Annotated in this window: 23 protein-coding genes; 19 read left to right on the top strand and 4 right to left on the bottom strand. The window is 70.1% G+C overall.

Annotated elements, in window-relative coordinates:
- The first annotated feature begins 8 nt into the window (after positions 1-8).
- The 13 genes from aspS (at position 9) to RAN53_RS12665 (ending at position 11,326) form a co-directional block, all read left to right on the top strand.
- Positions 9-1,790 carry an aspartate--tRNA ligase gene (aspS, locus tag RAN53_RS12725; protein WP_305797188.1) on the top strand — a complete coding sequence of 594 codons (1,782 nt, stop codon included), beginning with the start codon at positions 9-11 and terminating at the stop codon, positions 1,788-1,790.
- 246 nt (positions 1,791-2,036) lie between these two features.
- Positions 2,037-2,786, top strand: a complete 750-nt coding sequence (locus tag RAN53_RS12720; protein ID WP_305797187.1) for a YebC/PmpR family DNA-binding transcriptional regulator — start codon at positions 2,037-2,039, stop codon at positions 2,784-2,786.
- Positions 2,787-2,795: 9 nt separating this feature from the next.
- Entirely contained in the window at positions 2,796-3,335 is a 540-nt protein-coding gene (gene ruvC / locus RAN53_RS12715) for a crossover junction endodeoxyribonuclease RuvC (protein ID WP_305797316.1), read from the top strand.
- 136 nt (positions 3,336-3,471) lie between these two features.
- The gene (ruvA, locus tag RAN53_RS12710; protein WP_305797186.1) at positions 3,472-4,083 is read left to right on the top strand and encodes a Holliday junction branch migration protein RuvA; all 612 of its coding nucleotides are present in this window, start codon (positions 3,472-3,474) and stop codon (positions 4,081-4,083) included.
- A gap of 4 nt (positions 4,084-4,087) precedes the next feature.
- Positions 4,088-5,125, top strand: a complete 1,038-nt coding sequence (gene ruvB / locus RAN53_RS12705; protein WP_305797185.1) for a Holliday junction branch migration DNA helicase RuvB — start codon at positions 4,088-4,090, stop codon at positions 5,123-5,125.
- The gene (gene ybgC / locus RAN53_RS12700; protein ID WP_305797184.1) at positions 5,122-5,538 is read left to right on the top strand and encodes a tol-pal system-associated acyl-CoA thioesterase; all 417 of its coding nucleotides are present in this window, start codon (positions 5,122-5,124) and stop codon (positions 5,536-5,538) included. Before ruvB ends, ybgC begins: the two co-directional genes overlap by 4 nt.
- A gap of 11 nt (positions 5,539-5,549) precedes the next feature.
- Positions 5,550-6,239 carry a protein TolQ gene (tolQ, locus tag RAN53_RS12695; RefSeq protein ID WP_305797183.1) on the top strand — a complete coding sequence of 230 codons (690 nt, stop codon included), beginning with the start codon at positions 5,550-5,552 and terminating at the stop codon, positions 6,237-6,239.
- Positions 6,240-6,251: 12 nt separating this feature from the next.
- Positions 6,252-6,692 carry a protein TolR gene (tolR, locus tag RAN53_RS12690; RefSeq protein WP_305797182.1) on the top strand — a complete coding sequence of 147 codons (441 nt, stop codon included), beginning with the start codon at positions 6,252-6,254 and terminating at the stop codon, positions 6,690-6,692.
- Between the two features lie 7 nt (positions 6,693-6,699).
- Positions 6,700-7,866, top strand: coding sequence for a cell envelope integrity protein TolA (gene tolA / locus RAN53_RS12685; RefSeq protein WP_305797181.1), 1,167 nt, complete (start codon positions 6,700-6,702; stop codon positions 7,864-7,866).
- Positions 7,866-9,152, top strand: coding sequence for a Tol-Pal system beta propeller repeat protein TolB (gene tolB, locus RAN53_RS12680; RefSeq protein ID WP_305797180.1), 1,287 nt, complete (start codon positions 7,866-7,868; stop codon positions 9,150-9,152). The genes tolA and tolB overlap by 1 nt, the downstream gene beginning before the upstream one ends.
- A 20-nt stretch (positions 9,153-9,172) precedes the next feature.
- Positions 9,173-9,715, top strand: a complete 543-nt coding sequence (pal, locus tag RAN53_RS12675; protein WP_305797179.1) for a peptidoglycan-associated lipoprotein Pal — start codon at positions 9,173-9,175, stop codon at positions 9,713-9,715.
- A gap of 29 nt (positions 9,716-9,744) precedes the next feature.
- Entirely contained in the window at positions 9,745-10,545 is an 801-nt protein-coding gene (gene ybgF / locus RAN53_RS12670) for a tol-pal system protein YbgF (protein ID WP_305797178.1), read from the top strand.
- A 16-nt stretch (positions 10,546-10,561) separates the two neighbouring features.
- Positions 10,562-11,326, top strand: a complete 765-nt coding sequence (locus RAN53_RS12665) for a YciK family oxidoreductase (RefSeq protein ID WP_305797177.1) — start codon at positions 10,562-10,564, stop codon at positions 11,324-11,326.
- 127 nt (positions 11,327-11,453) lie between these two features.
- Here the strand turns inward: RAN53_RS12665 and RAN53_RS12660 are convergent, their stop codons facing one another.
- Together RAN53_RS12660 and ubiG are read right to left on the bottom strand one after the other, a co-directional pair.
- Positions 11,454-12,104, bottom strand: coding sequence for an HAD-IA family hydrolase (locus RAN53_RS12660; protein WP_305797176.1), 651 nt, complete (start codon positions 12,102-12,104; stop codon positions 11,454-11,456).
- 5 nt (positions 12,105-12,109) lie between these two features.
- A complete protein-coding gene (gene ubiG, locus RAN53_RS12655; protein ID WP_305797175.1) occupies positions 12,110-12,835 on the bottom strand; it encodes a bifunctional 2-polyprenyl-6-hydroxyphenol methylase/3-demethylubiquinol 3-O-methyltransferase UbiG in 726 nt (241 codons plus the stop codon).
- A gap of 224 nt (positions 12,836-13,059) precedes the next feature.
- On the opposite strand from ubiG, the gene galU reads away from it, so the two are divergent.
- Complete coding sequence (gene galU, locus RAN53_RS12650; RefSeq protein ID WP_305797174.1) at positions 13,060-13,950, top strand: UTP--glucose-1-phosphate uridylyltransferase GalU; 891 nt, start codon at positions 13,060-13,062, stop codon at positions 13,948-13,950.
- Positions 13,951-13,953: 3 nt separating this feature from the next.
- Positions 13,954-15,243, top strand: coding sequence for a nucleotide sugar dehydrogenase (locus RAN53_RS12645; protein WP_305797173.1), 1,290 nt, complete (start codon positions 13,954-13,956; stop codon positions 15,241-15,243).
- Between the two features lie 7 nt (positions 15,244-15,250).
- On the opposite strand, the gene RAN53_RS12640 is transcribed toward RAN53_RS12645, so the two are convergent.
- Complete coding sequence (locus RAN53_RS12640; protein WP_305797172.1) at positions 15,251-15,832, bottom strand: Fe-Mn family superoxide dismutase; 582 nt, start codon at positions 15,830-15,832, stop codon at positions 15,251-15,253.
- A 185-nt stretch (positions 15,833-16,017) separates the two neighbouring features.
- Between RAN53_RS12640 and RAN53_RS12635 the strand changes: the two genes are divergently transcribed.
- From RAN53_RS12635 to msrA, 4 genes are read left to right on the top strand one after another with little or no spacing between them, the layout of a single operon-like run.
- Positions 16,018-16,887, top strand: a complete 870-nt coding sequence (locus RAN53_RS12635; RefSeq protein WP_305797171.1) for a hypothetical protein — start codon at positions 16,018-16,020, stop codon at positions 16,885-16,887.
- A 53-nt stretch (positions 16,888-16,940) separates the two neighbouring features.
- Entirely contained in the window at positions 16,941-18,803 is a 1,863-nt protein-coding gene (locus RAN53_RS12630; protein ID WP_305797170.1) for an autotransporter assembly complex protein TamA, read from the top strand.
- Positions 18,767-22,777: a translocation/assembly module TamB domain-containing protein gene (locus RAN53_RS12625; protein ID WP_305797169.1), complete on the top strand. Its 4,011-nt coding sequence runs from the start codon at positions 18,767-18,769 to the stop codon at positions 22,775-22,777. The genes RAN53_RS12630 and RAN53_RS12625 overlap by 37 nt, the downstream gene beginning before the upstream one ends.
- Positions 22,778-22,792: 15 nt before the next feature.
- Positions 22,793-23,407, top strand: a complete 615-nt coding sequence (gene msrA, locus RAN53_RS12620) for a peptide-methionine (S)-S-oxide reductase MsrA (RefSeq protein WP_305797168.1) — start codon at positions 22,793-22,795, stop codon at positions 23,405-23,407.
- An 18-nt stretch (positions 23,408-23,425) separates the two neighbouring features.
- Here msrA and pepQ read toward each other — a convergent pair whose 3' ends face one another.
- Positions 23,426-24,706 carry a Xaa-Pro dipeptidase gene (gene pepQ / locus RAN53_RS12615; RefSeq protein ID WP_305797167.1) on the bottom strand — a complete coding sequence of 427 codons (1,281 nt, stop codon included), beginning with the start codon at positions 24,704-24,706 and terminating at the stop codon, positions 23,426-23,428.
- Positions 24,707-24,722 lie beyond the last annotated feature (16 nt).

Raw genomic sequence — 24,722 nt, 5'->3', positions numbered from 1 at the left:
GACACGACATGCGCAGCCATTATTGCGGCCAGCTCAACGAGACCCTGGTGGACCAGACGGTCACCCTGTGCGGCTGGGTACACCGCCGCCGTGACCACGGGGGCGTGATCTTCCTCGACATGCGCGATCGCGATGGCATCGCCCAGGTCGTAGTCGACCCCGACACCGCCGAGGCCTTCGCCAACGCCGACCGCGCCCGCAGCGAGTATGTGCTGCGCATCCAGGGCCGCGTCCGGCTGCGCCCCGAGGGTACCCAGAACCCCAACATGCCCACCGGCATGATCGAGGTGCTGGCCAAGCAGGTGGAGGTTCTCAACACCGCCGCCACGCCGCCGTTCCAGCTCGACGAGCATGGCAAGGTGGGCGAGGAGGTGCGTCTCAAGCACCGCTACATCGACCTGCGCCGCCCGGAGATGATCGACAAGCTACGCCTGCGCTCGCGCATCTCCCACAGCGTCCGTGCCTTCCTCGAGGGCCAGGGCTTCCTGGATATCGAGACCCCGATCCTGACCCGGGCGACGCCCGAGGGTGCCCGCGACTACCTGGTGCCCAGCCGCACCCATGCGGGCAGCTTCTTCGCGCTGCCCCAGTCGCCGCAGCTGTTCAAGCAGCTGCTGATGGTGGCCGGCTTCGACCGCTACTACCAGATCGCCAAGTGCTTCCGCGACGAGGACCTGCGCGCCGATCGTCAGCCGGAGTTCACCCAGATCGACCTCGAGGCCTCCTTCGTGGAGGAAGAGGACATCATGGGCATCACCGAGGCCATGATCCGCCAGCTGTTCCAGGAGGTGCTGAGCGTCGAGCTGCCCGAGTTCCCGCGCATGAGCTGGCACGAGGCGATGAACCGCTACGGCTCCGACAAGCCCGACCTGCGCATTCCGCTGGAGCTCACCGACGTCGACGACCTGATGAAGCAGGTCGACTTCAAGGTATTCTCCGGGCCGGCTAGCGCCGACGACGGTCGCGTGGCCGCCCTGCGGGTGCCCGGTGGCGCGAAGCTCTCGCGCAAGGAGATCGACGAGTACACCAAGTTCGTCGGCATCTACGGTGCCAAGGGCCTGGCCTGGATCAAGGTCAACGAGCGCGCCAAGGGGCTGGAGGGGCTGCAGTCGCCCATCGTCAAGTTCATGGAGAACGTGGTCGAAGAGCTGCTCGAGCGGGTGGGTGCCGAGGATGGCGACATCATCTTCTTCGGCGCCGACAAGGCGCGCATCGTCAACGAGGCGATCGGTGCGCTGCGCGTCAAGCTGGGCGAGGACCTCGACCTCTACACCCGGGAGTGGGCACCGCTGTGGGTGGTGGACTTCCCGATGTTCGAGGCCGACGACGATGGTCGCCTGAGCCCCTTGCACCACCCCTTTACCTCGCCGGCGTGCAGCCCCGAGGCACTCAAGGAGAATCCCGCCGAGGCGCTCTCGCGGGCCTACGACATGGTGCTCAATGGCACCGAGCTGGGCGGTGGTTCCATCCGTATCCATGACCAGGCGATGCAGCGTCGCGTGTTCGAGATCCTCGGCATCGGTGAGGAGGAGGCGCGCGAGAAGTTCGGGTTCCTGCTCGACGCCCTGCAGTACGGCGCACCGCCCCACGGCGGCCTGGCCTTCGGCCTCGACCGCCTGGTGATGCTGATGACCGGCGGGCGCACCATCCGCGAGGTGATCGCCTTCCCCAAGACCCAGAGCGCGGCCTGCCTGATGACCGACGCCCCGGGCGAGGTCAGTGGCGACCAGCTCAAGGAGCTGAATATCCGCCTGCGGCAGAAGGCCAGGGCCGAGTCCACCGGCGAGTGACGACGCCCCCGACCCGATACACCTCACCGGCGCCCCAGGGCGCCGGTGTTGTGTCCTGCACACTCCGCCATGCGGGATTACCCGGCCGGCGAGGGGCGCCGGGGACAAGCCGGAGAGGAGGTCCTACGCCAGGGATGGCGTCGGTAGCGCCCAGGGAGGGGTTCACAGCGCCTCCTCGCAGGCTTGTCGCCGGAACAGCCCCGAGCCTTGAGGTAGCCAGCGTGGCCTACTCGTTCAGGAGGTAACATGGCCGGCCATAGCAAGTGGTCCAATATCAAGCACCGCAAGGCGGCCCAGGACGCCAAGCGCGGCAAGATCTTCAACAAGCTGATCCGTGAGCTCACCGTGGCCGCGCGCCAGGGTGGCCCCGATCCGGCAGACAACCCGCGCCTGCGCACCGCCGTGGACAAGGCGCTCTCCAGCAACATGCCCAAGGACACCGTGCAGCGCGCCATCGACCGCGGCGCCGGCAATGCCGATGACGACGCCATGGAGGAGTGTGTCTACGAGGGCTACGGCCCGGAAGGGGTGGCGGTGATGGTCGAGTGCCTCACCGACAACCGCAATCGGACCGTCTCGGAAGTGCGACACGCCTTCAGCAAGTGCGGCGGCAACCTCGGCACCAGCGGCTCGGTGGCCTTCATGTTCCACAAGCAGGGCCGCCTGGCGCTGCCTGCGGGAATCTCGGAGGAGGCGGTGATCGAGGCGACCCTGGAGGCCGAGCCCGAGGATATCGTGACCCTCGAAGACGACACCCTGGAAGTGGTCACTGCCCCCGACGCCTACCATGAGGTGAAGGAGGCGCTGATCGCGGCGAACATCGAGCCCGAGCGCAGCGAGCTGGGCCTGTTCCCCGAGACCACCACGCCCATCGCCGACGAGGAGCTCGCCCGCAAGGTGATCCGCCTGATCGACATGCTCGAGGACCTGGACGACGTCCAGAACGTCACCACCAACGCGGAGTTCGACGATGCCGTTCTCGACGCTATCGAGTGAATGGCCGACATGCTGATCCTGGGCATCGACCCCGGCTCGCGGATCACCGGCTATGGCGTGCTGGACGTGACCACGGCCACGCCGCGCTACGTGGCCAGCGGCTGCATTCGCATCCGCGCCGACGACCTGGCCCAGAAGCTGGCCCAGGTCTATGCGGGGGTGAGCGAACTGATCGCCGTGCATCGCCCGACGGAGTTCGCCATCGAGCAGGTGGTGATGTCGAAGAATGCCGACTCGGCCCTGAAACTGGGCCAGGCCCGCGGCACCGCCATCGTCTGCGCCGCCAACCACGGCCTGCCGGTGAGCGAATACGGCCCGCGCCAGATCAAGCAGGCGGTGACCGGGTCGGGGCGCGCCGACAAGCTGCAGGTGCAGCATATGGTGACCGCCATCCTCGGGCTCTCGGCGACGCCCCAGGCCGATGCCGCCGACGCCCTGGCCATCGCCCTGACCCATGCCCATGCGCGCCGGGGACTGGTCACCAGCGGCAGCTTCGGCGGCCATCGCAGCCGACGCAAGGGCGGCTCCTGGCGCGATTTTCGCCCCTGATCCTGTCGCTCCCATGCGACGCTTTCGGCGTTCTCGAACGCCGTTCTACCGGGCTGGCCAGCCCCGCGGCCGACCAGTATAGTGACGGCATCGGCGGCGCCTGCCGCCCCCCCTGACGCAAGGATACGGACTTCCCATGATCGGACGCCTGAGAGGCACGCTTCTCGACAAACAGCCCCCCTGGCTGGTGGTGGATGTGGCCGGCGTCGGCTATGAGCTGGAGGCCTCCATGACCACGCTGGTGGCCCTGCCGGCCACCGGCGAGATGGTCTCGCTCTACACCCATCTCACGGTGCGCGACGATGCCCACCTGCTCTATGGCTTCCTGCGCGAGCAGGAGCGTACCCTGTTCCGCGCGCTGATCAAGGTCAACGGCGTGGGCCCCAAGCTGGCCCTGGCGATCCTCTCCGGCATGGACGAGGCGGCGTTCCGACGCTGCGTGCTGGATGATGACGCCAAGTCCCTGACGCGCCTGCCCGGCGTCGGCAAGAAGACCGCCGAACGGCTGATCATCGAGATGCGTGACCGCTTCCCCCACTGGGAGTCGCCGGAGCCCGCCCTGTCGGGACTCGAGGGCAGCAGCCACCCGGACGCCTCGCGACAGGATCCGCTGGCCGACGCCGAGGCGGCGCTGGTCAGCCTCGGCTACAAGCCGGCCGAGGCGGCCAGGATGCTCAGTGGCCTCGAGGACGAGGGCAGTACCGAGGCGATGATCAAGGCGGCCCTGAGCCGCCGGATGGCAGGGTAGCACCATGCTCGAGAGCGACCGCCTGATCGCCGCCGACGTCCGCGAGGGGGAAGAGCCCGTGGATCGCGCCATCCGCCCCAAGCGACTGGCCGACTATATCGGCCAGCCCCGGGTGCGCGAGCAGCTCGAGATCTTCATCGGTGCCGCCCGCGGGCGCGGCGAGAGCCTCGACCACACCCTGGTGTTCGGCCCCCCGGGGCTCGGCAAGACGACGCTGGCCAACATCATCGCCGCGGAGATGGGGGTCGGGCTCAAGTCGACCTCCGGGCCGGTACTCGAGCGTGCCGGCGACCTGGCCGCCATGCTCACCAACCTCGAGCCCGGCGACGTGCTGTTCATCGACGAGATCCATCGCCTCTCGCCGGTGGTGGAGGAGATCCTCTATCCCGCCATGGAGGACTTCCAGCTCGATATCGTCATCGGCGAGGGGCCGGCGGCACGCTCCATCAAGCTCGACCTGCCGCCGTTTACCCTGGTGGGGGCGACCACCCGGGCGGGCCTGTTGACCTCGCCGCTGCGCGACCGCTTCGGCATCGTCCAGCGCCTCGAGTTCTACGCCATCGAGGAACTCACCGAGATCGTCACCCGCTCGGCGCGCCTGATGGGGGTCGATACCGACTCCCGGGGGGCGCTGGAGGTGGCGCGGCGCTCGCGGGGCACGCCGCGCATCGCCAACCGCCTGCTGCGCCGGGTGCGCGACTACGCCGAGGTGCGCGGCAGCGGCCATATCGACGCCGCCATCGCCGACCGGGCCCTGGACATGCTCCACGTGGACCAGCACGGCCTCGACCATATGGATCGCCGCCTGCTGCTGGCGATGATCGAGAAGTTCGACGGTGGCCCGGTGGGGGTCGACTCCCTGGCCGCCGCCATCGGCGAGGAGCGCGACACCATCGAGGATGTCATCGAGCCCTACCTGATCCAGCAGGGCCTGATGATGCGCACCGCCCGCGGCCGGGTGGTCACCCGGCAGGCCTGGCAGCATTTCGGCCTGGCGCCGTCGGCAGGCGCCGAGGATGCGGCGGGGGAGACGCGACCATGAGCGAGTTTCGCTTCCCGGTTCGCGTCTATATCGAGGACACCGATGCCGGCGGCATCGTCTACTACGTCAACTACCTCAAGTATATGGAGCGGGCACGCAGCGAATGGCTACGCGCACGGGGCATCACCCAGCACGCGCTGTTCGAGAGCGGGGTCCAGCTGGTGGTGCACCGGCTGGAGTGCCGCTACGCCAAGCCCGCCAGGCTGGATGACGCGCTCGAGGTGAGCGCGGAGGTCCTGTCAGCGGGTCGTGTCCGGCTGCAGTTCGGCCAGGTGGTGACCCGTCGCGGGGAACCCCTGTGCGAGGCGCGGGTCGACATCGCCTGTATCGATGCCCGGCGCCTGCGCCCCATGCCCTGGCCGCCGGCGCTCGCCGAGCTGCTGGCTCACCCAACTGTTCAACCGCAAGCCTGACGAGGATGCCCGTGAACGACGCCATGTCCATTCCCCATCTGATCATGAACGCCAGCACCGTGGTGCAGCTGGTCATGCTGCTGCTCACGGTGGGCTCGATTCTCTCGTGGATCGTGATCTTCCAGCGCACCTTCATGATGCGCCGCGCCCGCAAGGCCCACCGTGGCTTCGAGGACCGCTTCTGGTCCGGTGTCGATCTCAACGAGCTCTACCGCGAGGTGCCCCCGGAGCAGGAGACCCAGGGCGCCGAGCATATCTTTCGCGCCGGCTTCCGCGAGTTCAACCGGCTGATGCCCAAGACCCGCAGCCCCCAGGCGATCCTCGAAGGCGTGCAGCGCAGCATGCGGGTGGCCTGGTCACGGGAGGAGGAGCGCCTCAACCTGCACCTGGTGTTCCTGGCCACCGTGGCCTCGGCCAGCCCCTATATCGGCCTGTTCGGTACGGTGTGGGGCATCATGGGCTCCTTCCAGTCGCTCTCCATGGCCCAGCAGGCGACCCTCTCGACCGTCGCACCCTGGATCGCCGAGGCGCTGATCGCCACCGCCATGGGCCTGTTCGCCGCCATCCCGGCGGTGATCTTCTACAACCGCCTGTCCGCGGAGTCCGGCCGCCTGCTGGGCAAGTACGAGGACTTCGCCGAGGAGTTCCACTCCATCCTGCACCGAAACCTGCAGGGCCGGTCCGACGCCGGCGGCGCCTGAGGGAGTCACGTCATGCATGGACCCTTTCATCGCGGGGGAACCCGCAAGCCCATGGGCGAGATCAACGTGGTCCCCTTCATCGACGTCATGCTGGTGCTGCTGGTGATCTTCATGATCACCGCACCCATGCTGACCCAGGGGGTGAACGTCGATCTTCCTCAGGTGACCTCGGAGCCCATCGATCCCCCCGAGGACAGCGATCCCATCATCGTGTCGGTGGATCGCGACGGCCAGTACTACCTCTCCATCGGCGGTGACGAGACCGTCATGCCCCTGGAGGAGGTAGCCGATCGCGTGATCATCCTGCTCGAGCGCAAGCCCGGCACACCGGTGATGGTGCGCGGCGACCGCAGCGTCGCCTATGGCCAGGTGGTGACCCTGATGGGCACGCTGCAGACCGCCGGCGTCGCCAACGTGGGGCTGATCTCCGAGCCGCCGAGCGGGGGGGAGTAAGCGCACCATGGCCAGACGACACGCCCGGGTAGGCTATGGGCTGCCGACCCTGCTCGCGGTGGGGCTGCACGTCCTGGTGTTGCTGATCAGCGTGATCAGCCTGCCGACCAGCGACCACGAGCCACAACCGTCCTCCATCGTGCAGGCGACCCTGGTCAGCACCGAGACGGTCACCGACCAGGCCCAGCGGGCCGAGGCGGCGCGTCAGCGTGCCCTGGCCCGTCAGGCGGAGGAGCAGCGCGCCGCCGAGGAGCAGGCCCGTCAGGCGGAAGAGCAGGCCGCCGCCCGGGAGGCGGCGCGCGAGTCCCAGCGGCAGGCCGAAGAGCAGGCCCGCGAGGCGGCACGCCAGGCCGCCGAGGCCGAGGCAGCCAGGCGTAGTGAGGAGGCCGAGGCCGAGGCGCAACGCCGCGAGCAGCAACGTCAGGCAGAGGCCGAGCGCCAGGCCCAGGCAGAAGCCGAGCGCCAGGCCCAGGCAGAAGCCGAGCGCCAGGCCCAGGCAGAAGCCGAGCGCCAAGCTCAGGCAGAGGCCGAGCGCCAGGCTCAGGCAGAGGCCGAGCGCCAGGCCCAGGCAGAGGCCGAGCGCCAGGCCCAGGCAGAGGCCGAGCGCCAGGCCCAGGCAGAAGCCGAGCGCCAGGCCCAGGCAGAGGCCGAGCGCCAGGCCCAGGCAGAGGCCGAGCGCCAGGCCCAGGCAGAGGCCGAACGCCAGGCCCAGGCAGAAGCCGAACGCCAGGCCCAGGCAGAGGCCGAACGCCAGGCTCAGGCCGAAGCAGAGGCCCAGGCAGCAGCAGAAGCCGAGCGCCAGCGCGAGGAGGCCGAGGCCCAGATGCAGCGGCTGATCGAGGGGGCAGATGAGCGTGTCGCCAACGCGCAACAGGGGCAGCAGGCGGCCAACGATTTCATCGCCCTGGTACGCCAGGCCGTGGAGCAGTCCTGGCGCATTCCCCCCAATGTCGCCTCCGGGGCCACGGCCGAGATCGCCGTGCGGCTCGGCCCCTCCGGAGAGCTGTTTGTCGCCGAGATCTCGCGCTCCAGCGGCGACAGTGCCTTCGACCGTTCCGCCGTTCAGGCCGTGGAGGCCGCGGCGCCGTTCGCCGAACTGCGACAGTTGCCAGCCGGCGTGCAACGGGACTACCGTCAATTCAATCTGCGCTTCAGACCGGGAGACGTACGCTGATGAAATCCCTGATGACCGCCTGGCTGACCGCCGCCTTGCTGCTGGTGAGTCAACTCGCCCAGGCCGACCTGACCATCGAGATCACCCGTGGCAACGAGAGTGCCACGCCCATCGCCGTGGTGCCCTTCGCGGGTGGCGAGGCGCTGCCCGAGGACGTGGCCCAGGTGGTCCACGACGACCTCGAGCGCAGCGGCTACTTCGAGCCGCTGCCGCGCCGCCAGATGATGGATGAGCCCGGCAGCGCCGATGAGGTGCGTTACGGTAACTGGAAGGCGCTGGACGTCCGCTACCTGGTGGTGGGCAGCGCCGAACGTGACGGCGACGGTTATCGGCTGCGCTTCGAGCTGATGGATGTGAGTGGCGAGAAGCGCATGCTCGGTGAGGTGGTGACCGCCGATCCCGGCGAGCTCCGCGGCGCCGGTCACTACATCAGCGACCAGATATTCGAGGCGATCACCGGTATCCGCGGCGCCTTCTCCACGCGCATCGCCTACGTCACCTCCCAGGGCGTCGGCGACGACATGCAGTTCGCCCTCTACGTGGCCGACGCCGACGGCCACAACAGCCAGCAGGTGCTGAGCTCGCGGGAGCCGATCCTGTCGCCGGCCTGGTCCCCTGACGGCCGCAAGCTGGCCTATGTCTCCTTCGAGACCGAACGCCCAGCCATCTACGTCCAGGAACTGGGCTCCGGCAAGCGGGCGCGCATCAGCTCCTTCCAGGGCCTCAACGGGGCACCGGCCTGGTCACCCGATGGTCGTCGGCTGGCGATGTCGCTCTCCAAGGATGGCCAGCCGGAGATCTACGTGATGGATGTCGGGTCCCGCGACCTGCAGCGCATCACCAACGATTCGGCCATCGATACCGAACCCTCCTGGGCGCCGGACGGGCGCAGCCTGGTGTTCACCTCGGATCGCAGCGGCGGCCCCCAGCTCTATCGCCACGACCTGGTCAGCGGCGAGCAGAAGCGCATGACCTTCACCGGCAACTACAACGCCCGCGGCCGCTTCTCCCCGGACGGCGAGGCACTCTTCCTGATCCATCGCTCGAACAACGGTTTCCAGGTCGCCCGACAAGACCTCGACAGTGGTCGCCTGGTGACCCTGAGCGATTCACGCTGGGACGAGTCGCCCAGTGTTGCACCCAACGGGACCATGGTAATCTTCGCCACCCAGCAGGGTAACAGCGGGGTGCTGGGGGCAGTGACCGCCGATGGACGCGCGTCCTTCCGGCTGCCCTCTGCTCAGGGTGATGTGCGCGAACCCGCGTGGTCACCTTTCACCAACTGATCCTTCAGGAGTATGAAACGATGCAATTCAAGCCCTACGCCCGCTCCCTGGCAGTCGCCCTGTCGCTGGCCCTGGTGGCCGGCTGTTCCAGCACCGGCGGCAGCCAGGACGGCTCCATGGACGGAACTCGCGACGGCAGCGGTGCCAGCAGCACCGGCGTGAGCGATGGTCGGGCCAGCGGCTCCGGCTACGGCGGCACCGCAGGGGCTTCCGGCCAGCAGGCGGATGGTCGTATCCCCCAGCAACGCACCATCTACTTCGAGTTCGACAGCGACCGCATTCGCACCGAGTTCGAGCCCGTGCTGGCCGCCAATGCCCGCTACCTGCGCGACAACGGCAATGCGCGCGTGGTGCTCCAGGGTCACACCGACGAGCGTGGCACCCGCGAGTACAACATGGCACTGGGCGAGCGACGCGCCCGCTCGGTGGAGCAGTTCCTCTCCGTACAGGGCGTTTCCCCCTCCCAGGTCGAGGTGGTCAGCTACGGCGAAGAGCGTCCTGCGGCACGCGGCCTGAACGAACAGGCCTACGCCCAGAACCGTCGGGTCGTGTTCGCCTACTGAGGCGACACCCCGTGTCCAGGGAGACACAGATGAAACACGGTCTGAGAGGACTGTGCGGTGCGGGAGCCCTGGTGCTCCCGCTCTCCGTAGGGTTCCCCGCACTGGCTCAACAGCCGGTGGTCGAGGACCTGACCGCGCAGCCCAGCACCTTCTACCAGCAGACGGAGACCCGGGAAGCGGCCGGCGGCAGCCTGGTGATCTTCAACCAGGTCCAGGAACACCAGGAGGAGCTCCGCCGCCTGCGAGGCCAGGTCGAGGAGCTGCGCCATCAGCTCGAACAGCTGCGCGGGCAGACCCGCCAGCAGTACATGGACCTCGAGGATCGCCTCGCCGCGCTGTCGACCGTCCCTGCAGGCCCCGCCCGCAATGACCAGGGCGGCGAGAGAGTCGACGAGCAGGCCGCGAACCGCGTGGCCGACGAGGCCGAAGCCCCGGCCCCGAGAAGCGATGACCCCGATGCCCAGGCGGCCTACCAGCAGGCCTTCGCCCACGTGCAGGCCCGCGAGTTCGATGCGGCCATCGCCGCCTTCGAGGGCTTCGTCGGCGACTATCCCGACAGCCGGCTGACGCCCAACGCCCACTATTGGCTGGGCGAGCTGCATGCCGCGGAGGGGCGCCTGGAGCCCGCCGAGGCGGCTTTCCGCACGGTGCTAAACGACTACCCCGAGAGCAACAAGGTACCCGACGCCCTCTACAAGCTGGGCCTGCTCAAGGCGCGCCAGGGCCAGCCGGACGAGAGCCGGGAGCTGCTCGAGCGGGTGCGCGAGGCACACCCGGAGAGCACCGCGGCGGGGCTGGCAGGGGACTTCCTGCGCGAGTCCGGCAACTGATCATCGAGGAGACCCCATGACCACCTGCAAGATCGACTACCAGGCGCCGAGCGAGCTGCTGCACGACCGCGTGATCCTGGTCACCGGTGCCGGCGACGGCATCGGCCGGGCCGCGGCGCTTGCCTATGCCCGACACGGCGCCACGGTGATCCTGCTGGGGCGTACCACCGCCAAGCTGGAGGCGGTGTACGACGAGATCGAGGCCGCCGGTGGACCGCAGCCGGCGATCTTCCCGCTGAACTTCGAGGGCGCCACCCTCAAGGATTACCACGACATGGCCGAGACCCTGGATCGGGAATTCGGTCGCCTGGACGGCATCCTCCACAATGCCGGGCTTCTGGGGCGCATCATGCCCTTCGAGCAGTACAATCCCGAGCTCTGGGAGCAGGTGATGCAGGTCAATATCAACGGCCCGATCTGGATGACCCAGGCGCTGCTGCCGCTGCTCAAGAGCTCGCCGGATGCCTCGGTGATCTTCACCTCGTCGGGCGTGGGCAGGACGGGGCGCGCCTACTGGGGGGCCTACGCGGTCTCCAAGTTCGCCACCGAGGGCTTCGTGGAGGTACTCGCCGATGAGCTCGAGCACCTGGGCAGCGTCCGGGTCAACAGCCTCAACCCCGGCGCCACCCGCACCCAGATGCGTCGCACCGCCTATCCGGGCGAGGATCCCGATGCCCTGCGCACCCCCGAGGCGATCATGCCCACCTACCTGTGGCTGATGGGTCCGGAGAGCCGCGGTCACAATGGCGAGAAGTTCGACGCCCAGCCGCCGAAGGCCTGAACCTGCCGGCTTGCGCGGCGACAGGCCCGTACGGGGGCGCTGTAGACCCATCCTTGGGCACTACCTCGGCCGTCCCTGGTCCTCGGACCCCCTTCAGACCTGTCTCCGCCGCCGCTCGCGTGAATTCTCAACTCAGCGCCGCCGCCAGCGCCTCGCCGGTCTCGAACCAGAGGTCGGCGGGCCAGGCGCGATAGTCGTCGCCTTCCTCCACATAGCCCCAGCCTACCGCTATCGCGGGCATGCCGGCGGCGCGGGCGGCCTGGATGTCGCGCAGGTGGTCGCCCAGATACCAGCACGCCGGTGGGGCGACGGCGAGGCGGCGGGCGGCCTCGAGCAGCGGGGCCGGGTCGGGCTTCTTCACCGGTAGATCATCGGCGCAGAGCAGCGCTCCCGGCGACAGCCCCAGGGCGGCCACCAGGGGCTCGGCGTAGGCCCGTGGCTTGTTGGTGACGATGCCCCAGGGGCGCTCGGCCGCCTCCCAGCCCGCCAGCAGCGGCACCAGCTCGGGAAAGACGCGGCTCTCCTCGGCCACCGCCTCGCCGTAGGCGGCGAGCAGGAAGGCCCGCGCCGCGTCGTGTCCCGGCACGTCGCGGGCCAGGCCCAGGGCGAGTTCGACCAGAGCACTGCCGCCGTTGGAGACCTGGGCGCGGATCACCGCATAGGGCAGGGCGTCGAGACCATGGTGGGCGCGCAGGGCATTGGTGGCCCGGGCCAGGTCCGGCGCGGTATCCACCAGGGTGCCGTCGAGATCGAAGAGCAGGGCCGCGGGGCGGGGCATCGGCGTCACGCTTCCTCGCGTCGGCAGTGCATCAGGTAGTTGACCGAGACATCGGTCGGATGCAGCCGGTAGCGGCGACTCAGGGGGTTGTAGACCAGGCCGCTCTGTTCACGCACCTCCAGGCCGGCCTTGCGGCACCAGCCGGCCAGCTCGGCGGGACGGATGAACTTGGCGTAGTCGTGGGTGCCGCGGGGCAGCATGCGCAGCAGGTACTCGGCCCCGACCACCGCCAGGGCCAGCGCCTTGGGATTGCGGTTCAGGGTCGAGAAGAACACCTGACCACCGGGCTTGACCAGGGTCGCGCAGGCGCGCACCACCGAGGCCGGGTCGGGCACATGCTCGAGCATCTCCAGGCAGGTGACCACATCGAAGCTCCCCGGCGCCTCATCGGCCAGGGCCTCGACGCTGACCCGGCGGTACTCGATGGCAAGCCCGCTCTCCTCGGCATGCAGGCGGGCCACGCCCAGCGGCGCCTCGCCCAGATCGATGCCGGTGACCCGGGCGCCGCGATGGGCCATGCCCTCGGCGAGGATGCCGCCGCCACAGCCCACATCCAGCACCCGCCGCTCGGCCAGGCCGGCGCGCGCGTCGATGAAGTCCAGGCGCAGCGGGTTGATCTCGTGCAGTGGCTTGAACTCGCCGGTGGCGTCCCACCAGCGTCCCGCCAGGGCCTCGAACTTGGCGATCTCGGCGGGATCCACGTTGTCCGCTGTGGTTGATGTTGCGCCCATCTGCGCTCTCCGTTGCTGGTTCATGGTACAGGCCTCGGCCAGGTTGTTGGCGTGACGCTACAGTCGCTGTCGTCGTGACGACACAGTGGCAGGCCTGGTCGCGTCCGGTATCATGCCCATGATACCCGTTCCCGGGGAGGCATTCCCACGTCTCTCACCCGGGAAGGAACGCCGCAAGTCGCGGTGACACCCACTGATGCTGAGAGATCGACAAGGACTTCACCATGATTCGCAAGGCCGTGCTTCCCGTGGCCGGTTTCGGCACCCGTTGCCTGCCCGCTTCCAAGGCGATTCCCAAGGAGATGATCACCATCGTCGACCGCCCGGTGATCCAGTACGTGGTCCAGGAGGCGGTCGCCGCCGGCATCCGCGATATCGTGCTGGTGACCCACGGCAGCAAGGGGGCCATCGAGAACCACTTCGACAAGCACTTCGAGCTGGAGGCGAGCCTCGAGGCCAAGGGCAAGCACGAGCTGCTCGAGGAGCTGCGCGCCATCGTCCCCGATGACGTCAATATCATCAGCGTGCGCCAGCCGGAGCCACTGGGGCTGGGGCATGCGGTCCTCTGTGCGCGCCCGGTGATCGGCGACGACGCCCCCTTCGCCGTGCTGCTCCCCGATGTGCTGGTGGATGACGAGGGCCTTTCGCGCAACGACCTGGCCGGCATGCTGGAGACCTTCGAGCGCAGCGGCCACGCCCAGCTGATGGTCGAGGAGGTGCCCCACGAGATGACCTGCAAGTACGGCATCGTCGACACCGGCGGCGAGATTCCCGCGCCGGGCGAATCACGGCCGCTGGCCGGCGTGGTGGAGAAACCGCCGGTGGAGGAGGCCCCCTCCGACCTGGCCGTGATCGGCCGCTATGCCCTGCCCGGCAGCATCTTCGCGCTGCTCGCCGAGACGCCCCCCGGTGCCGGCGGCGAGATCCAGCTGACCGATGCCATCGAGACCCTGCGTGCCCGGGAGGGCGTCGACGCCTACCGGATGCGCGGCAAGACCTTCGACTGCGGCCATCAGCTGGGCTATCTCGAGGCCATCCTCGCCTACGGCCGTCGCCATGCCCGCTTCGGCGAGGGCTTCCGCGAGCTGCTCGCCCGCTACGCTGGGGAGGCCTGAGCCATGCGTGTGCTGGTCCACGGCAGCGAGCTCTCCGCCGCCACCGCCGCCGCCGCCCTCAGCTGGGTAGGCCATGAGGTCACCTGGCTGCCCCATGCCGACCAGTCATGGTCGACCCTGCGCGGGGCCGACTGGCTGATCCGTGAGCCGCGCCTGCTCGACCAGCTCGAGGCGGGGCTTGCCGACACCAGCCTGCGGCTGGCGACGAGTGCCGAGGAGGCCCTGCAGACCACACAGGAGGTGGTCTGGCTGTCGCTCTCGCCGGAGCAGCGCGGTGACCTCGATGGCCTGTTCGAGGCCCTGGGGGCCAGCGGCGGCCAGTCACGGCTGCTGGTCAACCACTCGACCTTCCCGGTGGGGGAGACCGAACGGCTGGAGAGCCGGCTGGGGCAGGGCAGCCACGCCGTGGCCCTGTCGGACATGATCGAGGAGGGGCGCGCCTGGGAGACCTTCACCCGGCCCGGTCGCTGGCTGCTGGGCTGCGACGATGCCGGGGCGGAGGCACGGGTGCGCGAGCTGTTGCGCGCCTTCAACCGGCGCCGCGAGGTGATCCAGCGCATGCCGTGTCGCGCCGCGGAGCTCACCAAGCTGGCCATCAACGGCATGCTGGCCACCCGCATCAGCTACATGAACGAGGTGGCGGGGCTAGCCGACAGCCTGGGCGTCGACGTCGAATTCGTGCGCCAGGGAATGGGCTCCGATCCGCGCATCGGTTACGAGTACCTCTATCCCGGCTGTGGCTTCGGCGGCCCCAACTTCTCCCGCGACCTGATGCGCCTGGCCGACGTGCAGTCCGCCAGCGGGCGGCGCTCGGCACTGCTCGATCAGGTGCTCGACATCAACGAGCACAAGAAGGAGACGCTGTTCCGCAAGCTGTGGGCCCACTTCCACGGCCGCCTGGAAGGGCGCTGCGTGGCCATCTGGGGCGCCGCCTTCAAGCCCGGTACCGCGCGCATCGACCACGCCCCGGTGCTGACCCTGCTGCGGGCGCTGTGGGCCCAGGGCGTGCGCGTGCGCCTCCACGACCCTGCGGCGCTGCCGGCGCTGCGCGAGGAGGTGGGGGATCACCCGTTGCTGGCGACCTTCGACGACGACCCGCTGGAGGCGTGCCAGGGGGCCGACGCCCTGATGCTGGTCACCGAATGGAAGGCCTACTGGAACCCCGACTGGCGACGCTTGGCCACGCTGCTGGATGAGCGTCTGGTGCTGGACGGACGCAACATCTATGACCCGGCCTGGGTCGCCGCCCAGGGACTCACCTACCGGGGCATCGGCCGCCGCGCCGATCCCTGAGCGGGGGTTACCTGCTCGGCGCCGCCGGCCCCGAGAAGTGGGTGCTGGCGAATCGCCAGTTGGCCAGCGCCCGGAAGGCCGCGAGCCCCGCGGCGGCCTCCTCGGCCTCGGGCGCCACGTAGTGGGCCAGAAGCGGGATGACCCCTGGCGCCAGCGGCAGCTCGCCGTCGGCCGTGGTCACCACGGCCAGTTCTCGCGCCTCCCCCCGGGCGACCAGCCACACCCAGCCCCCCTCACTCGCCTGCGCGGCGGCCGCCTCGAGGGCGTGGCGGAGTCCCTCGAGGTCGCCGAAGGCGTCGCCGATGGCGGCGGCCAGCGCCTCCGACGGGGTGCTGGGGCGCGGCGCCAGGCTGTGCCAGTGGAAGGTCAGGGCCCAGGCCCGCGCTGCCTGGTGCACGATCTCGCCTTCGGCGCCGACGAGAATGGCCTCCAGGGAGCTCTCCGCCCAAGGCGTGCCGGCGACCCGCCGATTGAGGCGAGATACACAGGCCCGCTGGAGCTCGCCGTGACGCTGCTGCACCGTCGCGCGGGAGAGGTACGGCTCCAGGGCCTTGGTATCGTAGGGCAGGGCGGGCAGTTCGAATGACATCGGGCTTCCTTGGCGGCCAGGGCGATGGGCAATGGGAGGGGCTGCGTTGGCGGCGCCCCGTGTGCCGGGGACCGTAAACCCTTTACACTGTTCGTCGTAGCATGGGCATGCCGCCGGGCGCCGCGGCATGATATCAGGCGTCCCGCCTCCCGGCATCCCAGCCCCGGCCACACAAGGAGTAGAACATGGCAGAGCGTCCGGAACCGCGCCGCTACGCCGGACCGATCGTCCCGGATCCCGAGGCCAGCCTGACGACACACCGCCCCCGTTACCCCCAGCCGCCGCGGGTCTGGCCGCTGTGGCTGCTGGTGCTGATGCTCGGCGGCGCCCTGGGGGCCATGGGCTGGTTCGGCTGGCAGGAGCGTCAGCGCCTGGAGGCCGAGTCGGCGCGGCTGAGCGGAGAGCTCTCCAATGTCCATGCGCGCTTCGATGCCGCCATCGGTGAAGGCGATGGCCTAGAGCGCCTGGAGACGCGGCTCGAGGCCCTGGAACGTCAGGACGCGACCCAGCAGCGCCGCTTCGGCGTGGTGGAGGAAGACCTCGCCGCGGGGCTCGAGCGCCTGAAGGGCCTGATCGATCGCCAGGCGACGCGCCTGACCCGCATGGGCGAGGCCGCCGCGACCCGCGAGGCGATGCTCGTGGCCTTCCAGGACTCCCTCGATGCCCTGGAGCGGGCCGGCGAGGAGGGGCGCGGCGCCCTCGAGGGGCGCCTCGACCTGCTCAGCGAGGCCCGCGAGCAGCATGACCGACGCCTCACCGAACTCCAGGAGCGGGCCATCGACGATGATGCCCTGGATGCAGTGCGGGAAAACCAGGCGGCGGTCGAGGAGCGTCTCGCCGATGGTCAGGCGGAGCAGCGCTCACGCCTCGAGGAGTTGCAGGCGCGCGTCGCCGCGCTTGCCGAGACGCTTGAAGGCGTCGACGAGGCGCGGGAAGATGACCGCCAACAATGGGATGCCCTGCGCCAGCGCCTCACCGCGCTCGAGGCCGAGGCGGGCGAGCTGCGGCGCAGCCAGCTTGCGCTCAGCGCCCGTCTCGAGGCGCTGCGGCCTTGAGGCTTGCGCGGGCAAAGCATCCCCACGAGTCGCACACGGCAGGGCGTAGGGATATGGAGAATCGCGTGGGAGTGCGCCTGATCGCGGCGACTCTGGTGCTGGGCCTGCTGCCCGCCCCGGGCGTGCTGGCCATCGAGGCCCGCATCGATGGTATCGAGGGCAGCGTGGCGGATAATGTGCGCCACTACCTGGAGGGCCTGGACGAGACCCAGTACAGCCGGACACGGCTGGAGGGGGAATCGCTGCGCCGCGCCAGTGAGGCGATGCGCGTCTATGGCTACTACGAACCGCAGATCGAGGCCCGCCTGGCACAGGGCGAAGCGCCCGGGTACGTCGAGCTCGATATCGAGCCGGGCCCGCGGGTGCGGATCGAGACCCTCGACTTCCGCCTCGAGGGGGATGCCCGGGAGGATCCCCCCTTCCAGGCGGCCATCGATGCCTTCCCCCTGAGCGTGGGAGAGCCCCTGGTTCACGCGCCCTACGACAGCCTGCGCGGCCGCCTGGCCAACCTGGCCCTGGAGCGCGGCTACTTCCAGTGGCGCTACGTCGACCGTCGCTTGGAGGTGCGCCCCTTTGATGAGAGCGCCAGGCTCTACCTGACCCTGGACAGCGGCCCGCGCTACCGCTTCGGCGACGTCGCCATCTCCGGCAGCCATATCGAGCCCGAACGCCTGCGCCGGATGCTGCCCTTCGCCCCCGGTGATCCCTACCTGGCCGGTGACCTGGCAACCTTCAACCAGCGCCTGGGAAAGACCGAATGGTTCCGTTCCGTCACCGTAAGGCCGCGGCTGCAGCGTCCGCCCCTGGCCCTGGATGAGGCCAGGCCGGGCTGGTCCCAGGCGGTGGCCACCGAAGGCGAAGGGCGCTACGACGTGGCGCCGCGCGTCTCCGGGGCGGCCCTGGCGGGCGCGGCGGCGCTGATGGCGCGCCAGGAAGCGATCCCCTCCGTCCCCATCGACGTCAGCGTGGCGCCGGCCGACCGCCACCAGTTCGAGGCGGGCGTCGGCTACGCCACCGACGTGGGGCCGCGGATGCGCTTCGCGTGGGAGCAGCCGTGGATCAACCGCTACGGCCACGGTCTCGACCATGACCTCTACCTCTCCGCTCCCGAGCAGCGCTTCGGGGGTGTCTACACGCTGCCGCTCGACAACCCCCTGCGCGACAGCTATCGCTTCCAGTACGGGCTCAGCCACAAGGACAACGACGATACCCGTTCGCTGGAGGCCACCGTGGAGGGCGCACGCCGCTGGGAGTTCGAGAACGGCTGGGTCCAGCACCTCTATTTGCGCACCACCTACGAGGACTTCACCCAGGGCAACGACAGCGAGCAGGTGCTGCTGCTCTACCCCGGTATCCGCTGGTCGCGCACCCGCACCCGCAACCCGACGTTCCCCACCTGGGGCGATCGCCAGCGGCTGAGTCTGGAGGTCTCCGACGGCCTGTGGGGCTCCGACGCCGATTTCCTGCGCCTCACCGGCGAGTCGCGCTGGATTCGCAAGATCGGTGCCAACAACCGCGTGGTGACCGGCGTCGGCGTCGGCGCCATCGAGACCGACGACTTCTCGCTGATCCCCCCGTCGCTGCGCTTCTTCGCCGGCGGCGACAACAGCGTGCGTGGCTACGGCTACGAGAGCCTCTCGCCGCGTGACGACGAGGGCAATCTCACCGGGGGGCAGCAACTGCTCACCTACAGCCTCGAGTGGCAGCACCGCGTGACCGGCGACTGGTGGGGGGCGGCCTTCATCGATACCGGGGACGCCTTCGACGATTGGGGTCCCGACGACCTCAATACCGGCGCCGGCCTCGGCGTGCGCTGGATCTCCCCGGTCGGCCCGATTCGCCTGGATATCGCTCATCCGTTCGACGACGAGGACAATTCGTGGCGCCTACACTTCGCCATCGGTCCAGAGTTCTGACCCTGCTCTGGGCGCTGATTCGCCTGCTGATCCTGATCCCCCTGTGGCTGTTCGGCCTGGTGTTCTTCGCCCTGGGGCTGGGGCTCTCGCCCTGGGGCACCGGCCTGCTGCTCGACCAGGGCCAGCGGATGGGGGTCTTTACCCTCGACGCCTACGAGGGCGCGCCCCTCGACCGCCTGGTCCTCGAGGGCTTCGCCATGCAGGCCGGACCGGCCAGCGTGGCGGTGCGTCGCCTCGAGCTTGCCTGGTCGGAGGAGTGCGTGCTCTCCGGCCGGCTGTGCCTGGAGGTGCTGGGCGTGGAGGGTGCCCGGGTGCGCCTGGCCGAGAGCGAGGCGGAAGACGAGGAGCCGTCCCCCTCCGCCGTCCCCCCGGGAGCCATCGAGCTGCCGTTTCCCATCGAGGTGCGGCGTGTCTTACTCGACGACGTCGAGGTACTGCTTGCCGACGGTACCCGGCTGCGCTGGGATCACTTCAGCACCGGTGCCGTGGCCGAGGGCGATACCCTCAGGCTGCTGCCCACCCGCCTGGTCGGCACGCGCCTGCTGCTGCCGCTGTCCCCCGGGGCCCGGCTGGCACTGGGCGAGGGTGAACACGAGGGGCCGCGCCTCGCCGCCGAGGCCATCGATGCCGCCATCACCGTGCGCTCGCCGCTGCCCGACGAGGTGGCCGCACCCGCCGAGGGGCTGGCGGCCAGCGCCCTCGAGGAGCAGCCGCGTCGCGAACTGCCCGAGGTGACCCTGCCGCTGCGTGTCGAGGTGCCGGAACTGCTGGTGGAAGACACTGCGGTGGAGGGCGCCGTGGAGTACGGGGTCGAGCGCCTTGCCCTGTCGCTGTTCGGCGAGGGGCACTCCCTGGAGGTGCGCCCGCTGGAACTCTCGACGCGTGATGGCGACGCCAGCCTCGAGGCCGCCATTGCCCTGAGCGGTGACTACCCCCTGGAGCTGCGCCTGGAGAGCGCCCTGTGGCTGCCCGATATCATGCCGGCGCTGGCCGGACAGCGCATCGAATTCGGCCTCGATGGCAGCCTCGCCGACCTGCTGGTGCGCCTGGACCTCAGCGGCCCGGTCGACCTGGCCCTCGACGCCCGCCTCGACGCTTTGGAACCGACCCTGCCCTTCACCGCCAGCCTGTCGAGCGAGCTGGTCCAGTGGCCACTGCCGGGCAGCGTGGATGAGCAGGGCGATGCCATCGACCCCTGGTTGGTCGAGGATCTCGCGCTGCGCCTGGAGGGCAGCCTGGTCGACTACCGGATCGCCACCTCGCTCAACGCCGAGGGCCCGGGGCTCCCCTACACGCGGCTCGCCCTGACCGGCAGCGGTGATCTCGGCCAGTTTGCCTGGACACCGCTGTCGCTCTCCCTGGGCGACGCCTCCGTGGTCAGCCGCGGGCAGGTCGCCTGGGACGATGGCCTCGCGGTGGATGCCGAGGCTCGCCTCGACAACGTCGACCCCGGCCGCTTCGTGGAGGGCCTGCCCGGCCGCCTAGACGGCGACGTGGAAGCGCGTTTCCGCCAGACCGAGGAGGGCTGGACCCTGGCGGTACCGACCCTGGCCATCGACGGCGAGCTGCAGCAGCGGTCACTGGCGCTGCGTGCCGAGCTCGAGGGCGACAGCCAGATGCGCTGGGACATCACCACCCTGGATTTCCGCCAGGGTGAGAACCGCCTGCAGCTGGCGGGACAGGTAAGCGAGCCGAGCATCGATCTCTCGGGCGAGCTCGACATGCCGGACCTGGCCAGCCTCCACGAGGCCCTGTCGGGCCGCATCGGCGGCCGGATCGAGGCCGACGGTAGCCTGGCGGCGCCTCGCCTGGACCTGGATCTCGCCGGGGAGTCGCTGGCCTTCGCCGACAATCGGCTGCGTCGGCTCAGCCTGGTCGGTCGGGTCAGCGGCCTGGAGGATCCGGCCATGGAGGTGACGCTTGACCTTGCCGGCCTCGAGGGTGGCGGCCAGCGCCTCGACGAGGTCGCCCTGGCCCTGAATGGCCGGCTCTCCGAGCACCGCCTGACCCTGGACGCCGCGGCGCCGGCTGGCATGCCGCTATCGCGCGCCGCCCTGGTACTCGACGGGGGGCTCGACCCGGCGCGCACCCGCTATACGGGCCAGCTCTCCAGCCTCGAGGTCGATGCCGAGCAGGGCGATCTGCGCCTCGACGGCCCCGCGCTCTTCGCCGCCGACCTGGAGCAGGGCAGCGCCCGGGTAGAGCCCTTCTGCCTGAGTCGACGCCAGGGCGGCAGCCTGTGCCTGGTCGAGCCCATGGCCGCCTCGGCGGAGGGCGGCGAGCTCAGCCTCAGGGTCGCGGAGGTGCCCATGGCGCTTCTCGATCCCTTCCTGCCTGAGGCCTGGTCGGCCGACGGCGTGACCGAGCTGGAGCTCGATGCCGGCTGGGGCGCCGGCGGGAGCTGGCGGGCCGATGGTCGCCTGCAGAGCCGCCTGGCCCTGGATGGCCAGGATGCCTACGGCCAGCCCTGGTCGCTGCCGGAAGCGCGCCTCGGCGGCCAGATCCGTGCCGATGACCAGGCCGCCGAACTCACCCTGGAGCTCGGCCTCGAGCAGGCCGGCAGCCTGGCGCTGGAGGCGCGCATCGACGATCCCGCCGGGGAAGGGCGCCTGACGGGCAACCTGGCCCTCGATGGGCTGCGCCTGGCGCCCTATCGCAGCCTGGTCACCGGCATGGAGACCCTGGAGGGGAGCCTCGATGGCCGCGTCGACCTGGCGGGGCGCCTCGCGGCGCCGGAGATGCGCGGGCGTATCGCCCTGAGTGGGCTCGAGGCCAGCGGTGCCGACGTACCCGTGGAGGTGCGAGACGGTGAGCTGGGCATCGAGCTGGCCGGCACGGCGGCCACCATCCAGGGCTACATCGACGCCGAGGAGGGACGCCTTGCGATCGACGGCACCGCCGCCTGGCCCTCACCGGACGACTGGCGAGCCGACGTCTCGCTCAATGGCCGCGATCGGCCGGTGCTGGTGGTGCTGCCCGAGTTCGGTCAACTTCGCATCGCCCCCGACCTGCAGATTCGTGCACGGCCGACCCTGCTGCAGGTGCGTGGTGACGTCCAGGTCCCCTGGGCACGCCTGGAGGTGGGCGAGCTGCCCGCCTCGGCGGTGGCGCCCAGTCCCGATGAGGTGATCATCACCCGAGAGGACGATGAGCGCGCCCGGCGCGAAGCCGAGCGGGCCGCGGCAGGGGATGACGACGGCGAGGATACCGCCGAGGCCATGGCCAGGGCGGGCATGGCACTGGACGTGCAGATCGGGCTGCGCCTGGGGCCGGACATGCAGCTCTCCGCCTACGGGCTGGAGTCGGGCCTCTCCGGCACCCTGGAGGTGCGTCAGCAGGACGGCCCGGTGCAGCTGTTCGGTGACGTCAGCCTGGTGGACGGGCGCTTCCGCGCCTACGGCCAGGACCTGCTGATTCGCGAGGGACAGCTGCTGTTCAGCGGCCCGCCCGGCCAGCCACTGCTAAACTTCGAGGCGGTACGCAATCCCGATGCCACCCAGGATGGCGTGGTCGCCGGCCTGCGCGTGACCGGCACCGCCGCCTCGCCGCAGCTCACGGTGTTCTCGGAGCCGGCCATGGACGAGGCCAGCGCGCTCTCCTATCTGCTGCGCGGGCGTGCCCCCAACGACAGCGACAGCGACGGCGCCCTGACCTCGGCGCTGGTGGGGCTCGCCGTGGGTCAAGCCGGCGGCGCCGTGGGCGGCATCGGCCAGGCCTTCGGCGTCTCCGACCTCACCCTGGATACCGCCGGCAGCGGCGAGGACAGCCAGGTGACCCTCAGCGGTCAGCTGACCGACGACCTCGAGGTCCGCTACGGCGTGGGGGTCTTCTCGCCCATCGCCGAACTCACCCTGCGCTACAACATCTGGCGCAGCCTCTACCTCGAGGCAGTCTCGGGGGCCGCCCAGGCGGTCGACCTGGTCTATACCTTCAGCCGCCCGGGCAACCCGCGGATCCTCGACGACGACCAGTAAGGAAAGGAGAACGCCATGACGCTCGATCCCAGCCGGGCCCTGCCCGGACGCGATACCCCGCTTGCCATCGGCGGCGTGCATGCGGTCAACGGCCGCGCCATGCTGCCGCCCTTTCCCGACGGCATGCAGCAGGTGGTGCTGGGCCTAGGGTGCTTCTGGGGCGCCGAACGGCTCTTCTGGCAACTGCCGGGCGTCCACGTCACCGCCGTGGGCTACGCCGGTGGCAGCACCCCCAATCCGACCTACGAGGAAACCTGCACCGGGCTCACCGGCCACGCCGAGGTGGTGCGGGTGGTGTTCGATCCCGCCGAGGTCGATCTCGACCGCCTGCTGCAGGTGTTCTGGGAGGCCCATGACCCCACCCAGGGCAATCGCCAGGGCAACGACATCGGCTCCCAGTACCGCTCCATCATCCTGACCCTGGATGAGGCCCAGCGGGAGGTCGCCGAGCGCACCCGGGACGCCTACCAGCAGGCGCTGACCCGGGCCGGCGGGGGCACCATCACCACCGAGATCGCGCCCCTCACCGCCTTCTACTACGCCGAGGAGGTCCACCAGCAGTACCTGCACAAGAACCCCGGCGGCTACTGCGGCCTGCGGGGCACCGGGGTCGCCTGCCCGATCGTCTGAGCCCCCGGCGAGGCAGGCTCAATCGGGGAGGACGGGCGTGAGGTTGTGCGCCCCTTCGGCGGTGACCGCCAGGTTATCCTCGATGCGGATGCCGCCGTGGTCGGCCAGGCGGTCGACCACTCCCCAGTCGACATCGTCCCGCCCGCGGTGGGGGGCGAGCAGCATCGGGATCACATAGAGCCCGGGCTCGATGGTCACCACCATGCCGGGCGCAAGCGTGCGGGTCAGGCGCAGCGCCGGATGCGCCTGTGGTGGCGGCAGGGGACGGCCAGTCGCGTCGACGCGGCCGGCGACGTCGTGGACCTGAACACCCAGCAGGTGCCCCAGGCCATGGGGGCAGAAGGCGCGGGTCAGGCCGCTCTCCACCGCCGCCTCCGGCGTGCAGCGCACGACGCCCTGGTCCACCAACAGCGCCCCGAGCAGCTGGTGCATCCTTTCCTGCAGCACGACGAACTCGACCCCCGGGGCCAGGGCCGCCGCCAGGCGCTCCTTGATGGCGGTGACCCCGTCGATCAGCGGCTGGAAGGCCGGGTCGGCGTCCGGCCCGGCCCAGGTGCGAGTGATATCGGCGCAGTAGCCGCGCTGGCGATGGCCGGCATCCACCAGCAGGCTGCGGCGCCGCACCGGCGCCTGTCGGTCGTAGTGCTGGTAGTGCAGCACGCCGCCATGGGCGTTGGCGCCGATGATGTTGGCATAGGGCAGTTCGTTCTCGCGCTGCCGGGAGGTGCCCAGGTAGGCGAGCTGGATATCCAGCTCGGCGCCGCCGTCGAGAAGACAGCGCCGCGCCGCGGCGTGGCCCTGCAGGGCGCGGCGGTTGGCCTCGGCGATGCAGGCCATCTCATACTCGCTCTTGCACACCCTGAGTTCATTCAGCGCCGCCACCAGCCCGGGGGGATTGGCGTCGGCGGCGTCGACGTCGCCGATCACCGCGAAGCGCCCGGCGGGCAGCGTCGGTGGCGTCTCGAAGCGGCCTCGCTCGACCTCGAAGCGGGCCACCCAGGCCTCCTCGGGCAGGGTGGCGGGCAGGTGCCAGAAGTCATCCGGGGCGTGCAGGTAGAGGCGCGGTGCCCGGCCGGGGCGCACCAGCAGCCAGCTATGGGCGAGCTGGGCCTGGCCGGTCCAGTGCATGAAGTGGCCGAAGGCGGCGAAGCTCGCCTCCTGGTCGTCAGCGAAGTGGCAGCGCGGTCGGCCGCTGTGGATCAGCACGCCGTCGAGGCCCAGGCGCTCGAGCACCTGGGCATAGGCCGCCTCGAGGGCCTCGAGGTGGCGTTGCTGCAGGGAGTCGAGAGAGTCGGTCATGGGTGGGATTCCGGTG

This window comes from Halomonas sp. SSL-5, assembly GCF_030708455.1.
Lineage (GTDB): Bacteria > Pseudomonadota > Gammaproteobacteria > Pseudomonadales > Halomonadaceae > Halomonas.
The sequence above is the reverse complement of the archived record's forward strand: the minus strand, read 5'-3'. Positions and strand labels throughout refer to the sequence as shown.

Coding starts and splice junctions, on each gene's coding strand:
- aspS (WP_305797188.1), top strand. CDS start 9: ATGCGCAGCCATTATTGCGGCCAGCTCAACGAGACCCTGGTGGACCAG.
- RAN53_RS12720 (WP_305797187.1), top strand. CDS start 2,037: ATGGCCGGCCATAGCAAGTGGTCCAATATCAAGCACCGCAAGGCGGCC.
- ruvC (WP_305797316.1), top strand. CDS start 2,796: ATGCTGATCCTGGGCATCGACCCCGGCTCGCGGATCACCGGCTATGGC.
- ruvA (WP_305797186.1), top strand. CDS start 3,472: ATGATCGGACGCCTGAGAGGCACGCTTCTCGACAAACAGCCCCCCTGG.
- ruvB (WP_305797185.1), top strand. CDS start 4,088: ATGCTCGAGAGCGACCGCCTGATCGCCGCCGACGTCCGCGAGGGGGAA.
- ybgC (WP_305797184.1), top strand. CDS start 5,122: ATGAGCGAGTTTCGCTTCCCGGTTCGCGTCTATATCGAGGACACCGAT.
- tolR (WP_305797182.1), top strand. CDS start 6,252: ATGCATGGACCCTTTCATCGCGGGGGAACCCGCAAGCCCATGGGCGAG.
- tolA (WP_305797181.1), top strand. CDS start 6,700: ATGGCCAGACGACACGCCCGGGTAGGCTATGGGCTGCCGACCCTGCTC.
- tolB (WP_305797180.1), top strand. CDS start 7,866: ATGAAATCCCTGATGACCGCCTGGCTGACCGCCGCCTTGCTGCTGGTG.
- pal (WP_305797179.1), top strand. CDS start 9,173: ATGCAATTCAAGCCCTACGCCCGCTCCCTGGCAGTCGCCCTGTCGCTG.
- ybgF (WP_305797178.1), top strand. CDS start 9,745: ATGAAACACGGTCTGAGAGGACTGTGCGGTGCGGGAGCCCTGGTGCTC.
- RAN53_RS12665 (WP_305797177.1), top strand. CDS start 10,562: ATGACCACCTGCAAGATCGACTACCAGGCGCCGAGCGAGCTGCTGCAC.
- RAN53_RS12660 (WP_305797176.1), bottom strand. CDS start 12,104: ATGCCCCGCCCCGCGGCCCTGCTCTTCGATCTCGACGGCACCCTGGTG.
- ubiG (WP_305797175.1), bottom strand. CDS start 12,835: ATGGGCGCAACATCAACCACAGCGGACAACGTGGATCCCGCCGAGATC.
- galU (WP_305797174.1), top strand. CDS start 13,060: ATGATTCGCAAGGCCGTGCTTCCCGTGGCCGGTTTCGGCACCCGTTGC.
- RAN53_RS12645 (WP_305797173.1), top strand. CDS start 13,954: ATGCGTGTGCTGGTCCACGGCAGCGAGCTCTCCGCCGCCACCGCCGCC.
- RAN53_RS12640 (WP_305797172.1), bottom strand. CDS start 15,832: ATGTCATTCGAACTGCCCGCCCTGCCCTACGATACCAAGGCCCTGGAG.
- RAN53_RS12635 (WP_305797171.1), top strand. CDS start 16,018: ATGGCAGAGCGTCCGGAACCGCGCCGCTACGCCGGACCGATCGTCCCG.
- RAN53_RS12630 (WP_305797170.1), top strand. CDS start 16,941: ATGGAGAATCGCGTGGGAGTGCGCCTGATCGCGGCGACTCTGGTGCTG.
- msrA (WP_305797168.1), top strand. CDS start 22,793: ATGACGCTCGATCCCAGCCGGGCCCTGCCCGGACGCGATACCCCGCTT.
- pepQ (WP_305797167.1), bottom strand. CDS start 24,706: ATGACCGACTCTCTCGACTCCCTGCAGCAACGCCACCTCGAGGCCCTC.